Annotated in this window: 19 protein-coding genes; 5 read left to right on the forward strand and 14 right to left on the reverse strand. The window is 52.3% G+C overall.

Going from position 1 to position 19660, the window contains the following annotated elements; all coding sequences use genetic code 11:
- Nucleotides 1-2: 2 nt before the first annotated feature.
- The 8 genes from OGV77_RS16045 to OGV77_RS16075 all read right to left on the reverse strand — a co-directional run bounded on the left by OGV77_RS16045 (nt 3) and on the right by OGV77_RS16075 (nt 7318).
- On the reverse strand, nt 3-620 hold the full coding sequence (locus OGV77_RS16045; RefSeq protein WP_043016284.1) for a glutathione S-transferase family protein: 618 nt from the start codon (nt 618-620) through the stop codon (nt 3-5).
- An 81-nt stretch (nt 621-701) separates the two neighbouring features.
- The gene (locus tag OGV77_RS16050; RefSeq protein WP_087050537.1) at nt 702-1475 is read right to left on the reverse strand and encodes an amino acid ABC transporter ATP-binding protein; all 774 of its coding nucleotides are present in this window, start codon (nt 1473-1475) and stop codon (nt 702-704) included.
- Nucleotides 1459-2385, reverse strand: coding sequence for an amino acid ABC transporter permease (locus tag OGV77_RS16055; protein WP_043016282.1), 927 nt, complete (start codon nt 2383-2385; stop codon nt 1459-1461). The genes OGV77_RS16050 and OGV77_RS16055 overlap by 17 nt, the downstream gene beginning before the upstream one ends.
- 9 nt (nt 2386-2394) lie before the next feature.
- Nucleotides 2395-2904 carry a GNAT family N-acetyltransferase gene (locus OGV77_RS16060; RefSeq protein ID WP_286502873.1) on the reverse strand — a complete coding sequence of 170 codons (510 nt, stop codon included), beginning with the start codon at nt 2902-2904 and terminating at the stop codon, nt 2395-2397.
- Nucleotides 2905-2914: 10 nt separating this feature from the next.
- A complete protein-coding gene (locus OGV77_RS24885; protein ID WP_043016280.1) occupies nt 2915-3847 on the reverse strand; it encodes an ABC transporter substrate-binding protein in 933 nt (310 codons plus the stop codon).
- A 12-nt stretch (nt 3848-3859) separates the two neighbouring features.
- Complete coding sequence (locus OGV77_RS24890; protein WP_075146188.1) at nt 3860-5173, reverse strand: LLM class flavin-dependent oxidoreductase; 1314 nt, start codon at nt 5171-5173, stop codon at nt 3860-3862.
- A 25-nt stretch (nt 5174-5198) separates the two neighbouring features.
- Nucleotides 5199-6320 carry an amidohydrolase gene (locus OGV77_RS16070; protein WP_075146189.1) on the reverse strand — a complete coding sequence of 374 codons (1122 nt, stop codon included), beginning with the start codon at nt 6318-6320 and terminating at the stop codon, nt 5199-5201.
- The gene (locus tag OGV77_RS16075; RefSeq protein WP_087050536.1) at nt 6320-7318 is read right to left on the reverse strand and encodes an MsnO8 family LLM class oxidoreductase; all 999 of its coding nucleotides are present in this window, start codon (nt 7316-7318) and stop codon (nt 6320-6322) included. The genes OGV77_RS16070 and OGV77_RS16075 overlap by 1 nt, the downstream gene beginning before the upstream one ends.
- A 515-nt stretch (nt 7319-7833) precedes the next feature.
- On the opposite strand from OGV77_RS16075, the gene OGV77_RS16080 reads away from it, so the two are divergent.
- Together OGV77_RS16080 and ansP are read left to right on the forward strand one after the other, a co-directional pair.
- The gene (locus OGV77_RS16080) at nt 7834-9375 is read left to right on the forward strand and encodes a methyl-accepting chemotaxis protein (RefSeq protein WP_075146191.1); all 1542 of its coding nucleotides are present in this window, start codon (nt 7834-7836) and stop codon (nt 9373-9375) included.
- 280 nt (nt 9376-9655) lie between these two features.
- Nucleotides 9656-11098, forward strand: coding sequence for an L-asparagine permease (ansP, locus tag OGV77_RS16085; protein ID WP_047411154.1), 1443 nt, complete (start codon nt 9656-9658; stop codon nt 11096-11098).
- 41 nt (nt 11099-11139) lie between these two features.
- Here the strand turns inward: ansP and OGV77_RS16090 are convergent, their stop codons facing one another.
- Both OGV77_RS16090 and yncE read right to left on the reverse strand, forming a co-directional pair.
- Nucleotides 11140-11361 (reverse strand): YgdI/YgdR family lipoprotein, encoded by a 222-nt coding sequence (locus OGV77_RS16090; protein WP_043016274.1) that lies wholly within the window; start codon nt 11359-11361, stop codon nt 11140-11142.
- 137 nt (nt 11362-11498) lie between these two features.
- Nucleotides 11499-12560 (reverse strand): 7-bladed beta-propeller protein YncE, encoded by a 1062-nt coding sequence (yncE, locus tag OGV77_RS16095; protein ID WP_043016273.1) that lies wholly within the window; start codon nt 12558-12560, stop codon nt 11499-11501.
- A gap of 258 nt (nt 12561-12818) precedes the next feature.
- On the opposite strand from yncE, the gene pqqU reads away from it, so the two are divergent.
- Nucleotides 12819-14939 carry a TonB-dependent receptor PqqU gene (pqqU, locus tag OGV77_RS16100; RefSeq protein ID WP_087050535.1) on the forward strand — a complete coding sequence of 707 codons (2121 nt, stop codon included), beginning with the start codon at nt 12819-12821 and terminating at the stop codon, nt 14937-14939.
- A gap of 31 nt (nt 14940-14970) precedes the next feature.
- Here pqqU and curA read toward each other — a convergent pair whose 3' ends face one another.
- Nucleotides 14971-16008, reverse strand: a complete 1038-nt coding sequence (curA, locus tag OGV77_RS16105; RefSeq protein ID WP_080625207.1) for an NADPH-dependent curcumin/dihydrocurcumin reductase — start codon at nt 16006-16008, stop codon at nt 14971-14973.
- Between the two features lie 58 nt (nt 16009-16066).
- Nucleotides 16067-16642, reverse strand: coding sequence for a helix-turn-helix domain-containing protein (locus OGV77_RS16110; protein ID WP_047411144.1), 576 nt, complete (start codon nt 16640-16642; stop codon nt 16067-16069).
- A gap of 37 nt (nt 16643-16679) precedes the next feature.
- Between OGV77_RS16110 and OGV77_RS16115 the strand changes: the two genes are divergently transcribed.
- Together OGV77_RS16115 and OGV77_RS16120 are read left to right on the forward strand one after the other, a co-directional pair.
- Nucleotides 16680-17198 carry a GNAT family N-acetyltransferase gene (locus OGV77_RS16115; protein WP_047411141.1) on the forward strand — a complete coding sequence of 173 codons (519 nt, stop codon included), beginning with the start codon at nt 16680-16682 and terminating at the stop codon, nt 17196-17198.
- Nucleotides 17195-17644 carry a DMT family transporter gene (locus OGV77_RS16120; RefSeq protein WP_087050534.1) on the forward strand — a complete coding sequence of 150 codons (450 nt, stop codon included), beginning with the start codon at nt 17195-17197 and terminating at the stop codon, nt 17642-17644. Before OGV77_RS16115 ends, OGV77_RS16120 begins: the two co-directional genes overlap by 4 nt.
- Nucleotides 17645-17701: 57 nt before the next feature.
- On the opposite strand, the gene OGV77_RS16125 is transcribed toward OGV77_RS16120, so the two are convergent.
- Both OGV77_RS16125 and OGV77_RS16130 read right to left on the reverse strand, forming a co-directional pair.
- Nucleotides 17702-17935 carry a YdcY family protein gene (locus OGV77_RS16125; RefSeq protein WP_043016267.1) on the reverse strand — a complete coding sequence of 78 codons (234 nt, stop codon included), beginning with the start codon at nt 17933-17935 and terminating at the stop codon, nt 17702-17704.
- Between the two features lie 17 nt (nt 17936-17952).
- On the reverse strand, nt 17953-19551 hold the full coding sequence (locus OGV77_RS16130) for an ABC transporter substrate-binding protein (protein WP_087050533.1): 1599 nt from the start codon (nt 19549-19551) through the stop codon (nt 17953-17955).
- Nucleotides 19552-19660: the final 109 nt, after the last annotated feature.

Consider the following 19660-nt stretch of genomic DNA (forward strand, 5'->3'; position numbering starts at 1 on the left):
AATCAAATAATCTTATTGTTTTTCAGTACAGTACGCAGCCGTGGGTGCTGACAAACCGCATCGGCGATAGCGCTAATATTCGGCGTGTTGTCCTGAAACCAGTCATGACCCGGTCCCCAGGTGCGCATAACGGCAATATAAACGTCCAGCAGCGTTAACTGCTCCCCGAACGCGTACGGCTCGGCGCTTAGCTGGTCGTTCAGCCATATATAAAGCGATTTACGGTACTCAATACAGTTCTTTTTCAACTGCGCCGGGGCGTCCGGTGCCCAGCGTTGTGGGTAATCGGCATAGGTAAACGTGGGATAGACATTTGCCACCAGCCATATCAACAGACGCTGAAACTGCTGGCGTTCGGCGTGCCCAACGGGTGGTGAAAGTGCTGGACAACGATCGAGGATCATCAGCGCGATCGCCGCCGTTTCCGTCATCACGCTGCCATTTTCCAGTATCAGTGTGGGCACCTGGCATAGCGGATTCATTGTTTTTAGCAACTCCCGCGAAGGACCATCGCTGTCAAAACCGTCCACATCAATAAAGCGGTAAGGGATATCCGCCAGTGTGAGTATCACTTCACTGATGGCCGATCCCCAGCCCGGTACCCCATAGACCTTAATCATGCTGCACCCCACAAAGTTAAAACCCTAAGTGTAGAGCAGCATTCGACATCCTATGCAGACATGCCCATCTTTCCCTGAAACTCACAGCACTTTCGACAAGAACTGCTGGGTACGTGTGTGGCGTGGATGATTCAACACCTGCTCGCTGCTGCCCTGCTCGACGATTTTGCCATCGACCATAAACACCACCTGATCCGCGACTTCCCGGGCGAAGCCAATCTCGTGCGTCACCACAACCAACGTGGTTCCCGACTGTGCCAGTGCTTTAATGACATCCAGCACTTCACCGACCAGTTCAGGATCCAGCGCAGATGTCGGTTCATCAAACAGCATAACGCGCGGATTTAGCGCCAGCGCACGGGCAATAGCGATCCGCTGCTGCTGACCGCCGGACAGATGCCGCGACCAGGCATCGGCTTTATTCCGCAGCCCTACCGCATCAAGCAGAGTTAATGCTCGCTCGGTGGCGGCTTTTCGCGATGCCAGACCGTGCGCAATGGGCGCTTCAATCAAATTCTCCAGCACGGTTAAGTGCGGGAACAGATTAAAATTCTGGAACACATAGCCGACGTTAACGCGCTGGCGCAAAATTTCCGCCTCTTTCAGCTCATACAGCGTGTCTCCCTGCCGACGATAGCCAATGTAATCACCATCGATTTGAATAAATCCCTCATCGACGCGTTCCAGATGGTTGATGGTCCGCAGGAGTGTGGATTTCCCTGACCCGGACGGCCCGAGAATGACCGTTACCGTACCAGGAGGGATCTCCAGCGACACATTATCCAATGCTTTGTGGCGGCCAAAGTATTTGCTGACGCCGGTAATGGAAATATGGCCTTCAGGCAAGTGGGACATGGACGGCCTCCTGCTGTGGATGTTGACGACTGCGTTTTTCTGCACGACTCACCCGGGCAGTATTGATGGCTGAACGTCGTTCGCTGCGCGCCAGCGCGCGTTCGACCAGGTGCTGAATTAGCGACAAAACGCTGGTGATCACCAGATACCATACCGCGCCCACCATCAGCAGCGGGATCACTTCCTGCGTGCGGTTGTAGATCATCTGGATGGTATAGAACAGCTCCGGCATTGCCAGCACGTATACCATCGCTGTCCCTTTTGCCAGACTGATGATTTCATTGAATCCAGCAGGCAAAATGGTGCGCAGCGCCTGCGGCAGAATAATCCGCAGCGTACGTCGCCATGCCGGTAAACCCAGCGCTGCCGCTGCCTCATACTGACCGTGATCGACCCCTAAAAATCCACCCCGAATAATTTCAGCGGTATAGGCGCTTTGCACCAGTGTCAGGCCAATCACCGCAGTGGAAAACTGGCCGAGCACATTGATGGTCTCAAAACTTCCCCACTGAATGGGCGTAAACGGAATACCAATCGCCAGCGTGTCGTACAGATAGGAGAAGTTGTATAAAACGATCAGCACCACAATCAGCGGTAACGAACGAAACAGCCAGATGTATCCCCATGCCAGAAAGTTCAACAGCCAGGAAGATGAAAGCCGTGCCAGCGCCAACAGACCGCCGATAAGAATACTCAACAGCGTCCCGATAAGCGTCAGTAACAGCGTTTGCCCGAGGCCGGACAAGATAACCGGATCAAAGAACCAGCGGGCAAACACGCCCCATTCCCAGCGCGGATTAAACGCCACAGACTGGATAATCACCGCCAGAACAAACAAAGCAATGACCGCGCCAACGGTGCGCATGGGATAACGCGCCGGTACGACTTTAATGCTATCCGTCGTTTTCATCTTCTCTCCTCAGGCGATTCTGGCCTGACCGGCGATAGTTAACAGTTTGGTAAAGCGCAGCCGGCCATCAAACGGCGGCAGGCTGTACTCTTCGGGATCGCGCGTCGTATCAAATTGCGGATCGTAGCCCTGACTTAAGTAAAGCCGGACGGCTTCCGGCTGGCGAAATCCCGTGGTCAGATAAATCCGGCTGTAGCCCGCGAGCAGCGCCCGGCGTTCCAGCTCCTGCACCACACGCGCCGCCAACCCTTGCTGACGCAGGCTGCTTTTCGTCCAGATGCGCTTAATCTCAGCGGTGTCCTTGTCGTAAGGTTTGTAAGCTCCGGTGGCGATAATCTCACCGCGGCGCTCCAGTACCACGAAAAGTCCCTGAGGCGCCAGATACCATTCCTTCAGTTCTACTTCAGCGTCGCGAGAAAAATAATCGCCATAGCGGGCGGCATATTCACCGAACAGACCGTTCAAAATGGGCTGCAGTTCGCTGGCTTCAGGTGAGACCACGCGAAATTTATCGCTCACGATGACCTCCTTAGTCGCCTAAACCGGCCGGATTTATTTCAGATTGCGGAATACGTTCCACCCCTTCACCCCAGCGATTCAGCACCTTGTCATAGTCGCCGTTGCCAATGACCCCGTTGAGGGCAGTTTGTACTGGCAAAACCAGACCGCTGTCCTTTTTCAGCGTCACGGCAATATGCGCCGCTTTTGGCCAACCGCCATCAACGCTACCCACTAATTGTGTTTTACCGTTGAGCGCGGCTTTCCACGCGCCAATAACGTTAGGCCCGAAGTAGGCATCGGCACGGCCCGACTGCAGTGCCAGGGTTTGCGCGGCATCGTCTTTGGTATACACCGGCGTAAACGGCTGCAACCCTTTCTTCACGTTCTCATCGTTCCAGGCGAGCAGGATGGCTTCCTGGTTCGTCCCCGAACCGACGATGATGCGCAGACCGGCAATATCTTCCGCCTGATCGATTTTCTTCAGCTTGCTGCCGGTTTTGACATAAAAGCCAAGAGAGTCTTTCCGGTACGTCGCGAAATCGAATTTCTCTTTGCGCGCTTTGGTAACGGTAATATTGCTGATCGCGGCATCGTATTTGCCGGAAGTGACGCCCAACGGCCAGTCTTCCCATGACGTGGGTACAACGTTGAGCTCCAGCCCCAGACTGTCAGCCACCAGACGCGCGATGTCCGCCTCGCTGCCGATCAGCGTTTTATTGTCATCGGCAAAGACGGTCAGCGGCGGCTGGCTGAGCCCGGCAATCGCCACGGTGAATTTGCCCGGTACGGCCAGGTGCAGGTTTGCTGGCAACTGTGCAATCGCCTGCGGATTTTTTACCGTATTAATCGGCGCTTTATTCGCTTCCAGGCTTACGCCCGTGCCATTAATCGTCACCTCATTTGCCCAGACGGTAGCGCTGAAAGCCAGTGACAGCGCGAGGAATAGTGATTTTTTCTGCATAGCGTTTTTCTCTTATTGTGTGAATTGATTTGCAGGTGTCGCTAATCCCAGGCTTGCGCGCAGGGTCGTACCGGGATATTCATGGCGGAACAGGCCGCGCGCCTGAAGCACGGGGACAACCTGTTCGACAAACCGCGGGAAGGTATCCGGCGTTCCGCCCTGGATGATAAAACCGTCAGCGGCTTTTTCGTCGAACCACTGCTGAAGGCCGTCGGCAACCTGTTGCGGCGTGCCGCTGAAGCGCGGACGTGGGCTGGCCGCCTCCAGTGCAACCTGGCGGAGAGTTAAGCCACGCTCACGCGCAGTGCGTTTGATCTCATCAGTCGTACTGCGAAAGCTGTTTTGCCCGAGAGAGCCCAGATCCGGAAACGGTGCATCCAGCGGATATTGGGCAAAATCATGATGTTCAAAGTAGCGACCAAGGTAGTTCAGTGCGTCGGTAATAGAGACCAGCGCAGCGGTAGTCTGATACTGCTGCTCAACGTCTTCCGCGCTGTCGCCAACAATAACGCTAACGCCCTGGAATATATGCAGTTGATCGGGATGTCGTCCGGCGTTTTCCAGCTGGCTTTTTACATCCTGATAGAACGCTTTCGCCTCTGCCAGCGACTCCTGATGGGTAAAAATGGCATCAGCATGCTCCGCCGCTAATTTCTTGCCATCTGCTGAAGCGCCCGCCTGAAATATAATCGGGCGGCCTTGTGGCGTACGCCCAATATTTAATGGTCCGGCGACCTGGAAATAATCTCCATGATGGTTAAGTGTGTGCAGTTTTTGCGGATTAAAAAATTCCCCGCTTGTTTTATTACGGGTAAAAGCATCGTCTTCCCAGGAATCCCACAATCCTTTCACTACCTGTAAATATTCATCGGCAATACGATAACGCTGAGCATGCTCTGGATGCTGAGCGCGGGAATAGTTTTTTGCCGATCCTTCCAGAGGCGACGTAACCACGTTCCATCCTGCGCGCCCCTGACTGAGGTGGTCCAGACTGGCGAACTGCCGTGCGGTCGTAAACGGCTCGCTGTATGAGGTGGACACCGTGCCAACCAGCCCCAGATTCTGGGTGATGCTGGCCAAAGCGGATAATACCGTTAACGGCTCAAAACGATTTAAAAAGTGCGGGATTGATTTTTCATTAATATACAGACCATCGGCGACAAAAATAAAATCCAGCTTCCCTTTTTCCGCAATAAGCGCTGTCTCTTTGACAAAATCAAAATTAATACTGGCATCGGCCTGAGCCGCTGGATGACGCCATGCGGACATATTTCCCGATGCGCCATGCAGAATAGTGCCGAGCCGTAGTTGCCGATTTTCAGCCATAATAACCCCTACCCAACAGGTAAACTTAAAGATGTGCGAATGCCGTTTTTGCTAACTGCGCAAAATAATGCGCGGCAGGTTCAATTAAACGCTCGTCCGGTTTGAATCCCGGGTGATGTAATCCGTATTCACTGGCGCTGCCAATACTGACGAATGCGCCTGGCGTATTTTGCAGGTAGACGGCAAAATCCTCTCCGCCCATATGCAGATCGGCATGGTGGGTGGTATAACCTGACTGTTTCGCCACCGCGGTGGCAATACCGGCCCAACGATCATCATTTACCAACGCGGTCGGTCCCGCATGCCAGATTACGTCGATTTGTGCGCCAAAGGCGTGAGCAAATCCGGCAGCGATGTCATTAACCCGGGCCTTAACCTGCTGCTGTACCTGGGTTCTGTGCGTTCTGAGCGTCCCTTCCAGCTCAACGGACTCTGGTAATACGTTCCATGTATTTCCTCCCTGAATACGGGTTACGCTTAGTACGACTGAATCCAGCGTGTTAACGTCGCGACTGGCAACGCTTTGCAACACCGTTACCAGTTGACTGGCGAGCAGGATGGCATCTTTGCCTTCATGCGGACGCGCCGCATGTGCGCCTTTGCCATTAATGCGCAGTACGAAGCGGTCGACATTGGCATAAAATGCGCCGCCGCGTGTGGCAAATTCGCCCACCGGTAAACCCGGCTCATTGTGCATACCAAAAATAGCCGCTACGTTTTGTAGCGCGCCGGCGCGGATCAGCGTTTTTGCGCCACCGAAACTCTCTTCAGCTGGCTGAAATAAAATACGTACTCGCCCCGGTAGGTATGTTTCCTGCTGTTTAAGCAGCAGCGCAGCGCCAAGCATGACGCTGGTGTGAACATCGTGCCCGCAGGCATGCATCACACCCGGCGTGAGGGAGCGAAACGGAACATCGGCGCTTTCTTCTATTGGTAGCGCATCGATATCCGCGCGCAGCGCGATGATATCTTCTCCCTGGCCGATTTCCGCGACCAGACCGGTTTTCAACTCAAGCGGCAAAATGTCGACGTCCGCTGCGCGCAACCAGGCGTGAATGCGCGCCGTGGTTGCTTCCTCCTGCAGGGAAAGCTCTGGATGCTGATGTAATTCACGACGCCAGTCGATAAGCGTTGAGCCGAGGGTCATCAGAGCACCTCCACGGCGTTATGGGCTTGCGCCAACAAACGCAGCGATGTCAGACGCGCGTGCCCTTCCGCCACTGGCGTGTCGATAATGAACTCGTCAATACCAAATTGCGTATGCAGAGCATTCAACTTTGCCATCACTTCCTGAGCGGTGCCGTGTAACAACGCCAGCTCACGACGCGCTATTTTGCGTGGGGGACTGCCAGCCTGTGCGGCAAATGCCAGCGCCTGTTCTTCGCTGGCTACTGTGACACGTTGACCATCTTCCAGCTCTACGCCCCAGATTTGTACGTTTTCCGCCAGTTGCGCAGCGGTGTCGTGACTGTCCGCCACAATCACCTGGACGGCGACTATCGTCGGGCGTGTGCTGTGGGCCTGCCAGAAAGACAAAACGTCATGCAATAACGCTCTGTCACCGTTAAGGTGCGCAGCGAAGATAAAATTCCAGTCGGATTGCGCTGCTAATTGAGCGCTTTGCACACTGGCTCCCAGCACAAATCCTTCCGGCGGTAACGGTGGAATTGGCGTTGGGAATACCGTCACCCCACTTTCCGTTCCACGAAGCACCAGCCAGTCGTTAAGCTGGGAAAGCTGGTCAGCAAAACTGCCTTTTTCATCCTGATGTAGTCCCTGCTGTAACGCCTGGGTCGAAAGCGGTAAGCCGCCAGGGGCTTTCCCTACGCCGAGATCGACACGTCCAGGGGCCAGTGATGCCAGAAGATTGAAGTTTTCCGCCACTTTGTACGGGCTGTAATGTTGCAACATCACGCCGCCGGAACCTACGCGGATACGCTGGGTTTGCCCGAGGATCCAGGCGATCACCAACTCCGGCGATGGACTGGCCAGCTGTGGCGTATTATGGTGTTCCGCGATCCAGAAACGATGGTATCCCCACTCTTCTGCCAGTTGCGCCAGACGTAACGTCCGGGCAAGCGCCATCGCGGCGGTTTCACCTTCCCCGATGGGGCTTTTATCCAGAATACTCAGGCGATATGACATGTTACGGGCCTATGCTTGTTAACATGTCTTTATTATTAATTTATTGAATAACCATACAGAAACATTTAATTCACATTTGTTCAGCTAAAAAGTAGATAACCAACCCTGTTGCCATCAGGGATAATACCAGGGGCTTGCTTTACTGGTCGGAACACTCAGCGGAACACATCCGGACTTTATGGCCTACAAAATATAATAGGGTTGCTGGTTTCACAGAAATAGCATCAAAATAATTTCATACCAGTTTTCTTTTTACGAAAACGTTTTTTAGCGCGATTTACGTTAAGTCAGGTTAAACGACTTGCAACGTTATGCGGTTGTATTAAATGTTTCACTTTTATGACGCTGAATGAATAGTTCACCTGGTTTTTTTAAATTTAAATACTTCCACAGCAATGATGATTAGTAGAGAATGCAGCGTTTCTTATTAAAACGGTTTAAAACAGCTTTTTAATATCCCCCGATTTTATTGCGGGGATTTTTGTATGGATTATACATACCATCATGGGGCCTCTATGAAAAGTAACATGCCCGTTACACAAATTGAGCACACACTTAACGGCAAAGCGACGCTGCTTTCAACGACGGATAAAGAAAGTCATATTACCTACGCCAACTCTGCTTTTATTGATGCCAGTGGATTTGACGAACATCAGTTAATGGGCGAACCGCATAATATTATTCGCCATCCCGACATGCCTCCGGCTGCTTTCGCCGATATGTGGTACACGCTACAGCAGGGAGACAGCTGGACAGGGATGGTGAAAAATCGCCGGCAGAATGGCGACCATTACTGGGTTCGCGCCAACGTTACGCCGGTCTGGCACAATGAAAAGCTCACTGGCTACATCTCGGTGCGTACCGTTCCTTCGCGCGATGAAATAACTCAAAGCGAAAGCTTATATCAAAAAATTAATAATCAGCAGCTTAAAGGATTTCAACTTTTTAAGGGCATTATGATTCGTCGCGGCATATTGTCATGGGCATCAATGTTTAAATGGTTGAGTATTAGTCAGCGCGTCAATTATTCTTTAGGGGTAATCTCCCTGTTCTCTTTGTTATTTATCTTCGCCCCTGTCAATCCATTTATTCAGGCGGGTGGATTGTTGTTCTTATTTCTAATGCTTGCTATTTACCTTAAGTATCAAATTTGTCAGCCAGTTAATACGCTACTGACGCAAATGAAGAAAGTGGTATCGGGGCGAAAACCTGATAACTGTCATTTAAATCGGGTGGATGAGATCGGAATGCTGATGCGTCTGGTTAATCAATCCGGGCTTAATCTGAATTCTCTGGTCGATGACGTCAGTAAGCAAATAACCGGTATTCGCGCTATCAGTCAGCGGGTATCAAAAGAAGGTACAGCGCTGCATAAGCGTTCAGAAGAAACCTCTGCCGACCTGCAACAAACGGCTGCAGCCATCGAAGAAATTGGCAGTGCGGTACAGCAAACCGCTGAAACCGCGGCACATACTATGACTATGGCCGATAAAACCAGCGCCAACGCAGCAGAAGGTGGCGATATCATGAAACAAACTATCGCCATGATGCAGGCGATATCGCGTGACAATGGACAGATCGTCGACATCATTGGCGTTATCGACAGCATCGCCTTTCAGACCAATATTCTGGCGCTCAATGCCGCGGTTGAGGCCGCACGAGCCGGGGAATCAGGGCGCGGCTTCGCCGTTGTCGCGGCAGAAGTTCGCAATCTGGCGCAGCACTCGGCGTCGGCGGCAAAAGAGATTAAACAGCTTATTGAGAAGAATGTCGCTAACGTTAACAGCGGCGTCAAAATGGTGGAGCAAACGGAAACGCATCTCACCGGGATGATTGGCGATGTAATGCAGATGTCGATGATGATCAAAGACATTAGTCTGGCCACGCGCGAGCAAACCCAGGCGCTGGATCTGATTAACGATTCGATTTCACGCGTTGGCACCATGACACACAATAATGCCGAGATGGTGGAGCGCGTTACCGATGCTACCGCCGATCTGACCCAGCGTTCATCGCGCTTACAGCAGGCCGTTCAGGTCTTTGGCGTATCAGCATAACGTTGTAGCGCTTATCGGGTAAATGTCTCGATAAGCGCACGCCTCTCCATGTATTAATACCCTTCTCTTTTATTGGCTGAATCGAGGCCACACCGCACCAGCTGTGGCTGCATAAAAATGCTGAATTCTTGTTATCGGGGCTTTGCGGAACCGATCAATTGAATGTAGGATGCTCGGCCGGCCGTTTTACTCCGTAACACCATGAAGGGTAAGGCTGTTTTCGCCGCAACTGGTGCGGCAAAAAGGATTTTGTATTTTTGTCAGGTCAACAGGAATCGTAATGAACACAAACAACACGCAAGCCGCGGAGCAACATGCGGCGAAACGACGCTGGTTGAATGCCCACGAAGAGGGGTATCACAAAGCGATGGGCAATCGACAGGTACAAATGATCGCCATTGGCGGCGCAATTGGTACCGGGCTGTTTTTAGGCGCTGGCGCACGCTTGCAGATGGCCGGCCCCGCTCTGGCGCTGGTCTATCTGGTGTGTGGTATTTTTTCGTTCTTTATACTGCGCGCGCTCGGCGAGCTGGTTTTACATCGCCCTTCCAGCGGCAGTTTTGTCTCTTACGCCCGCGAGTTTCTCGGCGAAAAGGCCGCCTACGTGGCGGGCTGGATGTACTTCATCAACTGGGCAATGACCGGTATTGTCGATATCACCGCGGTGGCGTTGTATATGCACTACTGGGGCGCCTTTGGTGATGTACCGCAATGGGTGTTCGCTCTCGGCGCGCTGGCCATTGTCGGCACCATGAACATGATCGGCGTGAAATGGTTCGCAGAGATGGAGTTTTGGTTTGCGTTGGTGAAAGTACTGGCAATTGTCATTTTCCTTGTAGTGGGTACCGTCTTTTTAGGCACCGGAAAACCGCTGGACGGTAACGCCACGGGTTTTCATCTGATTACCGACAACGGCGGATTCTTCCCGCATGGCCTGCTGCCTGCGTTGGTTCTGGTACAGGGTGTGGTTTTCGCATTCGCCTCTATTGAACTGGTGGGTACAGCCGCCGGTGAGTGCAAAGATCCGCAAACGATGGTGCCGAAAGCGATCAATAGCGTCATCTGGCGTATTGGTCTGTTCTATGTGGGTTCTGTCGTACTGCTGGTTCTGTTATTGCCATGGAACGCCTATCAGGCGGGGCAAAGTCCGTTTGTTACTTTCTTTTCCAAACTGGGCGTGCCGTACATTGGCAGTATCATGAATATTGTGGTGCTCACCGCGGCGCTTTCCAGCCTTAATTCAGGATTGTACTGCACCGGACGTATTTTACGTTCCATGTCGATGGGCGGATCGGCGCCGAAATTTATGGCTAAAATGAGTCGTCAACAGGTGCCCTGGGCTGGGATCCTCGCCACGCTGGTCGTGTATGTCGTCGGTGTTTTCCTGAACTATCTGGTGCCGTCGCAGGTATTTGAGATCGTGTTGAACTTCGCGTCATTAGGCATTATTGCGTCGTGGGGATTTATCATGATCTGTCAGATGCGTCTGCGCCGGGCCATAAAAGAAGGCAAAACGGCAGACGTCAGCTTTAAACTGCCGGGCGCGCCATTTACCTCCTGGTTAACGCTGCTGTTCCTGCTGAGCGTTCTGGTGCTGATGGCGTTTGATTATCCGAACGGCACCTATACCATCGCCTCATTACCGCTGATTGCTATCCTGCTGGTTGCGGGCTGGTTCGGCGTTCGTAAACGCGTTGCAGAAATCCACCGCACCGCGCCATAACGGCAGAAGGCCTGACAGGTTACCCCTTCAGGCCTTCTTTTTTAGTTCGCTTCAATCAACTGCGCAACGTCGTTGCTGTTAATTTCCCGCGCATTCCCATCCTGATCGGTATAGCTGGTCATTCCCGTGTCTTTATCCAGTTTTGGCTTACCCTGGGTGGTGATGGTTTGTCCGCTTTTCGTCGTCATGACGTAATCGGTGGTGCATCCTGCCAGGGTAAACAGCATCACGCCTGCACACAGACAGATAAGTGGCTTTTTCATGGTATTCCTGCGTTATTCAGTTAGCCGTTGAGGGCGTAGTGTAAGTCCCTGAAGTGGGTGAGGCTACTGGCGGGGTGTAACGAGGCGTATCGTGGGGTTTAGAGAAATGACAGGAGGGGTTTCCCCCTCCATTTATATTACAGCGCAATACGAATAACATCGTCCGGCTGAGTGGCTTCCTGCTCGCGAGTGGATTTTTGTTTCACGCTGACGTACAGGGTTTTACCATCGGCGGAGAGCGCCAGGCTGTTCGGGAATGTTGGGGTCTCGAACGTTTTAACGACTTTATAGCTTTTCGCGTCGATCACGCTCACTTTGCCGGCCTGACGATGGGTCACGTAGGCTTCATTACGTGCCGGGTTAAACAGTACGGCCAGGGATTCCGGCGCAGCGACTTTTGCCAAAACGTTGCCATTACGGGTGTCGATGACCAGCACTTCCGCCGCTTTAGAGTCGGTGACAAAGGCGCGGTTGCCCGCGGTGTCCAGGCTCAGATTGATGAAGAAATGCTCTTTTCCATCATCCAGCAGCTTTTTACGGCTGAGAATTTTGTTGGTGGTAGTATCGACGGTGATGAATTCACCGTCCGCATTGGCGGTGTACAGGCGCTTAGCTTTACTGTCGACAGCCAGAGCGGTGCTCATTTTGCCGGTATTTTGAATGGTGTCCTTCAGTTTAATAGCATCACCGTCCACAACCCAAATCACGCTCTCTTTACCAATACCGCTAATGTAAACGGTGTTGGTAGCATCATCGGCGACCAGTTCACGCGGCTGCAGCGGGCGAACATCTTCAGAACGCTTACGCGCATCAAGTACCAGGCGTCCTTTCACCGCGCCGGTTTTGGCATCCATCGCCGTTACCGCGCTGTTTACCGTGTTGCCGAACCACAGCGTTTGCGTGGCGTTGTTGATGGTGGCGCCAAACGGTTTGAGATCGTTATGAATAACCTGAGTCACTTCGAGGGTGACCGGGTCAAGACGATAAACCACCCCGCCGGTATCCAGTTTGCGGCTCTGTGAGGTCGCCAGCCACAGTGCGTTCTCTTGCTGGCTGTATGCCATTTCATAGGCACCTTTGCCCACGGCTTTGCGCAGCAGTTCTTCTGCAGCCTGCGTAGTAAAAGATGATGCAACGAGCAGTGAACCTAACAGTAAAGAACCACGCAGACGCGGTGAAAACAGATGACGTAAAGACATGACGACTCCCTTTGATAAATTCGTTTGTTACTGCTTCACATAGCTTCAATGAGCAAAATCATGGTTTTGCTTTTTTAGGAATGAGAATAGTAATCATTATTCATCGCAAAGTGGAGCACTTCTTCACATATTGACTACAATCGTTTTCATTGCCCGAAAAATTACCGCAATTACGCAGCGCTAAAATTCATCTTTTATAAAAAAATTCACATGCTTACCGTTAGTTTTTTAACGTAAGCATCATAACTGGCCTTATTCATGACGATTTTTTCAGCCCGCTATACTGTTGTTCCTGTTTCTTTATTGCCTGCCTTCTTCTCGCCTTTTGCCCTGGCAGAAAGTGAGATAAACGATCAAACGCTGATCGTGAGTGCGACGCCACAGTCTGTTTCTGAGCTGGACACCCCTGCTGCCGTCAGCGTTGTTGACGGGGAGGATATGCGTCTGGCAACGCCGCGCATTAACTTGTCTGAATCCCTGACCAGCGTCCCGGGGCTACAGGTACAAAACCGACAGAATTACGCCCAGGACCTCCAGCTATCGATTCGTGGATTTGGTTCGCGAACCACTTATGGTATCCGCGGTATTCGTTTGTACGTCGATGGTATTCCAGCAACCATGCCGGATGGACAGGGTCAAACATCCAATATCGACATTAGCAGCGTACAAAACATTGAGATTTTACGCGGCCCCTTCTCTGCTCTGTATGGCAATGCGTCCGGCGGAGTAATGAATGTCAGTACTGAAACGGGACATGAGCCGCCAACCATTGAAGCCAGTAGTTATTACGGCAGCTTTGGCACCTGGCGCTACGGGTTAAAAGCAACGGGAGCTCTGGGCGATGGTACTCAGCAAGGCGATGTGGATTACACCGTTTCAACCACCCGGTTTACCACCCACGGTTATCGCGATCACAGTAGCGCGCAAAAAAATCTGGCCAATGCCAAACTTGGCGTGCGCATTGACGATGCGAGCAAACTGACTCTGATTTTCAATAGTGTAGACAGTAAAGCCGACGATCCCGGCGGTCTTACCGAGTCGGAATGGCAGGTCGATCCGCAGCAATCGCCCCGCGCTGAGCAATTCGATACGCGAAAAACCATCAAGCAGACCCAGGCGGGATTGCGCTATGAACGCCAGCTTAGCGCGCAGGATGATATCAGCATCATGACCTATGCGGGGGAACGTGAAACCACTCAGTATCAGTCTATCCCGATGGCTCCACAGTTAAAACCGTCTCATGCGGGAGGCGTCATTATCCTGCAACGTCATTATCAGGGGATAGACAACCGCTGGACTCATCGGGGTGAGCTGGGCATACCCGTGATCTTCACCACCGGTCTGAATTATGAAAACATGAGCGAAAACCGTAAAGGCTACAATAACTTCCGTCTTGATGATGGCGTGCCGGAGTATGGGCAAAAAGGCGACTTACGCCGTAACGAACGCAACCTGATGTGGAATGTCGACCCCTATCTGCAAACCCAGTGGCAATTAACGCAGAAACTCTCACTGGATGCCGGCGTTCGTTACAGTTCAGTGTGGTTTGATTCTAACGATCGCTATATTACGCCCGGTAACGGAGATGACAGCGGTGACGCCAGCTATCACCAATGGTTGCCTGCCGGATCGTTAAAATATGCCATCACCGATGCCTGGAACGTCTATCTGGCCGCGGGTCGCGGGTTCGAAACACCCACCATCAACGAACTGTCCTACCGTTCCGACGGCCAAAGCGGCATGAATTTTGGTTTACAGCCGTCCACAAATGACACCGTTGAAATCGGTAGCAAAACACGTGTTGGCGATGGATTGTTTACCGCGGCCTTGTTCCAGACTAACACGGACGACGAAATCGTCGTTGACAGCAGCAACGGCGGACGGACAACGTATAAAAACGCCGGAAAAACTCGCCGTCAGGGAGGCGAGTTATCCTGGGACCAACGCTTTGCCGCAAACTGGCGCGCAAAAGCGTCATGGACCTGGCTGGATGCCACCTACCGCAGCAACGTTTGTGGGGTTCAAAACTGCAATGGCAACCGACTGCCCGGCATAGCGCAAAACATGGGATTTGCGTCACTGGGCTACGTTCCTGATGAAGGTTGGTATGCGGGAGCAGATGTTCGTTATATGGGCGACATTATGGCCAATGATGAAAATACGGCGAAAGCCCCGTCATATACCGTTGTTGGCTTGAATACCGGTTATAAATTTTATTACAGCAGTCTCATGGTAGACCTGTTCGGTCGGGTAGATAATTTGTTCGATAAAACTTATGTCGGCTCGGTGATTGTGAATGAGTCAAATGGCAGATACTACGAACCGGCGCCAGGACGAAACTATGGCGTCGGTATTAATCTGGCCTGGCGTTTTGAGTAAAACTGGCGGGAATGACTCCCGCCATCAGTTTTTACGCATCATCGGCAAGACGAATAACCACCTTGCCGAAGTTTTTACCGGTCAGCAAACCGATAAAAGTCTGCGGTGCATTTTCCAGACCGTCGGTGATTTGCTCGCGGTAATGGATTTTGCCCTCTTTAACCCAGCGCCCCATCTCCCGCTGAAACTCATGAATGCGGTGACCGTAATCCTGACCAATAATAAAGCCCTGCATGCGGATACGCTTTTTCAGTAGCGTTGCCATCAGCAAAGGTAATCTGTCAGGTCCTGCCGGAAGCGATGTGGCGTTATAACCGCTGACCAGTCCGCAAAGCGGAATGCGCGCAGAGGTGTTGAGTAACGGCAGGACTGCGTCAAATACCTTACCGCCAACGTTTTCGTAATAAATATCAATCCCCTGCGGGCAGGCTTTTGCCAACTGTTGCGCAAAATCTTGCGCGTGGTGATCGAGACAGATATCAAAACCCAGTACTTCGGTGGCATGTCGACATTTCTCTGCCCCGCCAGCAACGCCGATCACCCGGCAGCCTTTGAGCTTACCAATCTGCCCTACCGTTGCGCCAACCGGGCCGGTCGCGGCGGCTACCACCAGCGTTTCTCCCGCTTTCGGCTGACCGATATCCAGCAGCCCCATATAAGCGGTAAAACCGGGCATCCCCATAACACCCAGCGCCCAGGAGGGATGCTCGGGATTTTCGCCAAGTTTCACCAGACCGCTACCATCGGAGATGTCATAGTCCTGCCAGCCGCTGTAGCTCAGCACCCACTCGCCAGGCTGGTAGTCAGGATGGTTGGATGACACCACTCGACTTACGGTGCCGCCCACCATAACGCCGCCAATCTCTACCGGTGGGGAGTAAGATGGCTCATCGCTCATACGGCCACGCATGTACGGATCGAGGGAAAGAAAAACGGTACGCAGTAAAACCTGGCCTTCACCCGGCGTTGCCACCTCATCTTCTTCAAGACGGAAGTTTTCCGCAACCGGCGCGCCATGCGGGCGGGAAGCCAGTACCCAGCGACGATTACGATTAGTCTGTTGACCCATGATGTGCTCCTCTGCTTTTGGCATGAATCCATCAATAGTAGCAGCCTGTGCCTGCCATTTAGCTGACGGCATGATTTAACCGCACAACCAGGTAAACGCAGGGTTGCGCGGTTTCATTGATAAATCGACAGTCATTCGGCGGGCCAAGTTCCAGACAATCGCCCGCCTGCATTTCATGACGTACGTCTCCTTCTACAAAGACGAGTTCTCCCTGTTGTAGCCAGATAAGCTGTCTGGCCTGCACGTAGGAAGAGGCTGGCATTGGGATATCGCTACCGGCAGGCAATTCTATCTGCACCAGATCGATAGGCAGATCGCTGCGCGGTGAAACATGGCGGCGCAGATAGTGGCTTTGCGGGTCGTGCCATACGGGCTGGTCAGCGAAGCGCAGCAGCTTGCCCTCCTGCATTTCGGCCCGCGCAATCAGCATAGACATGCTGATACCAAAGGCTCCGGAGAGCCTGCCCAGCAGCGTGGCCGTTGGGCTGCTCTCACCGCGCTCTATTTTGTGGATCATCGCCCGCGACACCCCTGCTCGCTCGGCAAGTTCCGTCAGTGACCAGCCGCGAGATTCCCGCTCAATGCGAATTCTTGCTCCGATCCGTTGATTTATGCTGTCTTCAATAGTATTCATATTGTAATACTATAGTGAACAATCCCTGAGGTTCAACATGTCAATTCGATTTGCCAGCAAAGAAGACTGTGCCGCCATTGCAGAAATCTACAACCACGCGGTACTGCATACGGCGGCTATCTGGAACGATCAAACCGTCGATGCCGAAAACCGTATCTCCTGGTATGAAGCCCGCCAGTTGATGGGCTATCCGGTGCTGGTGAGTGAAGACCGTGGCGTGGTCACGGGGTACGCCTCCTTTGGCGACTGGAGAAACTTTGATGGATTCCGTCATACTGTTGAACATTCGGTATACGTACATCCGGATCATCAGGGAAAGGGCCTGGGACGAGCGCTGCTCAGCAGACTGATAGCAGAAGCGCGCGAGTGCGGCAAGCACGTGATGGTGGCGGGCATTGAGTCTCAGAATCAGGCGTCGCTACATCTGCACAGCACGCTGGGTTTTAAAATTACCGCGCAAATGCCGCAGGTTGGCACCAAATTTGGTCGCTGGCTGGATCTGACCTTCATGCAATTACAATTAGACGATCGCCGCGATCCGGATGCCAGCAGATGAACCAGACGCTGAGCCTCTCCTTTCTGATTGCCGCAGGTATTGGTCTGGTGGTGCAAAATACCTTGATGGTACGCATTACGCAGACATCCTCGACGATCCTCATCGCCATGTTGCTTAACTCGCTGGTCGGGATCGTGCTGTTTGTCAGCATACTGTGGTTTAAGCAAGGTGCGGCGGGATTTGGTGAGCTGGCTTCCAGCGTACGCTGGTGGACGCTAATCCCCGGATTACTGGGATCGTTCTTTGTTTTTGCCAGTATCAGTGGGTACCAAAATGTGGGGGCTGCGACCACTATCGCGGTGCTGGTGGCCAGCCAGTTAATCGGCGGACTGGTGCTGGATATTCTGCGCAGCCACGGCGTGCCGCTGCGAGCGCTGGTGGGTCCGGTCTGCGGCGCGGTACTGCTGGTCGTCGGGGCATGGCTGGTGGCGAGACGCTCATTTTAATTACGCTTATCCGGCCTACGAAACGTGCATGCAGGCCGGATAAGAGGCAACAAAAAGTCAGAGAATAGAGCCGCCTTTGGTCAACTGTTCGCGACGGGATTCCATATCCTCTTTATGCTGACGGCCATGATGTGCGATCGCCGTACGCAAACGCTGTTGCTGGGTATAGCGTTCTTCCCGGCTCAGCGCGGCATCATCGCTGAGTTCAATCAGCAATTCGTTCATATGCGTAATGACGCTCTCTTCAATGGCGGCATCAACACGTGCGCTAACCTCATCCAGATGCGACATAACCTCTCCTTAACTCATTAATTTAATTTTGCTTTTGAAAAATCACTGCCCATCAGGCTGACGCTGTATCCGCTAACGTTGCTGCGCGTAGCGTAGAACGTTTTGCCGTTTGCCAATGCAATCCACGGAGCCTGCTGGTAAAAAATCTCTTGCGACTGCTGGTAAAGCGCGGCGCGTTCCTCTGGTTTGCTTACCAGTTTCGCCTTTTGCACCAGCGAATTATACTCTTTATCGCACCAGCGCGCGGCGTTAGATCCGGTTTTAATGCTGTCGCAGCCCAGCAGTACATCGGCGAAGTTATCCGGATCGCCGTTGTCTGACATCCAGCCGAACAGCGCGGTGTCATGCTCACCTTTGCGCATTCCGGAGAGATATTCGCCCCACTCGTACGACACAATTTTCGCCTTCACGCCAACCTTTGCCCAGTCGCTCTGGATCATCTCAGCAATTCGTCGGGAGTTCGGGTTATATGGGCGCTGAACCGGCATTGACCACAGCGTCGCTTCAAAGCCATTTTCCAGCCCAGCCTGCTTCAGCAGGTCTTTCGCTTTTTGCGGGTCGTAAGCGTAATCCTGCAGATCTTTATTAAAGCCCATCATATTCGGTGGAATCGGCGATTTTGCCACCGTACCGGAACCTAAAAAGACAGCGTTAATAATGGCCTTTTTATCGGTCGCGTAGTTTAGCGCCTGACGTACCAGCACGTTATCAAACGGTTTTTTCTCGGTATTAAACGCCAGATACCCGACGTTTAGCGCTTCAACTGAATGCAGCGTCAAATCTTTATTCTTTTTAATCTCGTCAAATTGTACGGGGGCTGGCGCCGGGATTATCTGGCATTCATTGGTTTGCAGTTTTGCCAATCTGGTCTGAACGTTTGGCGTGATGGAGAAGATCAGGTGCTTCGTTGGGACAGCGCCATCCCAGTAGTTCGGGTTGGCGAGATAGCGGATTTGCGAATCCTGCTTGTACTGCTGCAACACGTATGGCCCGGTGCCAATCGGCCAGTTATCGACATTTTCCGGGGTACCTTTTTTCAACATCGCCTCGGCATACTCGGCAGAGAGGATGGAGGCAAAATCCATTCCCCAGTCGGCAAGAAATGCGGCGTTAGGTTCATTGAGGACAAACTGAACGTGATAGTCATCGACCCTCTTAACTTCTTTAATCAGTTTATCCAGACCGACATCGTTAAAGTATTCGTAGCTTCCCTGAGAAATCTTATGATACGGATGATCGGCATCTTTCTGCCGTAATACCGAGAAAATCACGTCATCAGCGTTGAAGTCGCGGGTCGGTTTAAAGAATTTATTACTGTTAAATTTTACGCCCTGACGCAGGGTAAAAGTGTAGGTTTTACCGTCCGGGGAAATCGTCCAGTCCGTTGCCAGAGAGGGTACTGGCGTATTTTTTACCGGGTCGAAGTTGATGAGTCGGTTGTAGAGCACTTGTGAACTGGCCACAAACGATGGACCGGAACTGGCAATTTGCGGGTTAAAAGATTCCGGCGATGCTTCTGAGCAGTAGATGATGGTGTCAGTATTGGCCGCGAACGCTGCGCCTGACGGTAAGACGGCGCTGAGAGCCAGCGCGAGTAACGTTTTCCTTGCAATCATGGTTATAAGCCTTCTTATTTTATTATTAACTGGAATATCAGAGCATAGCTGACAAAAACTGACCAATAACAAATCACTATCAGGTTATTCTAATCTGGTGTATTTCGCT

This window comes from Citrobacter sp. Ce129 (genome assembly GCF_030334545.1).
Lineage (GTDB): Bacteria > Pseudomonadota > Gammaproteobacteria > Enterobacterales > Enterobacteriaceae > Citrobacter > Citrobacter europaeus.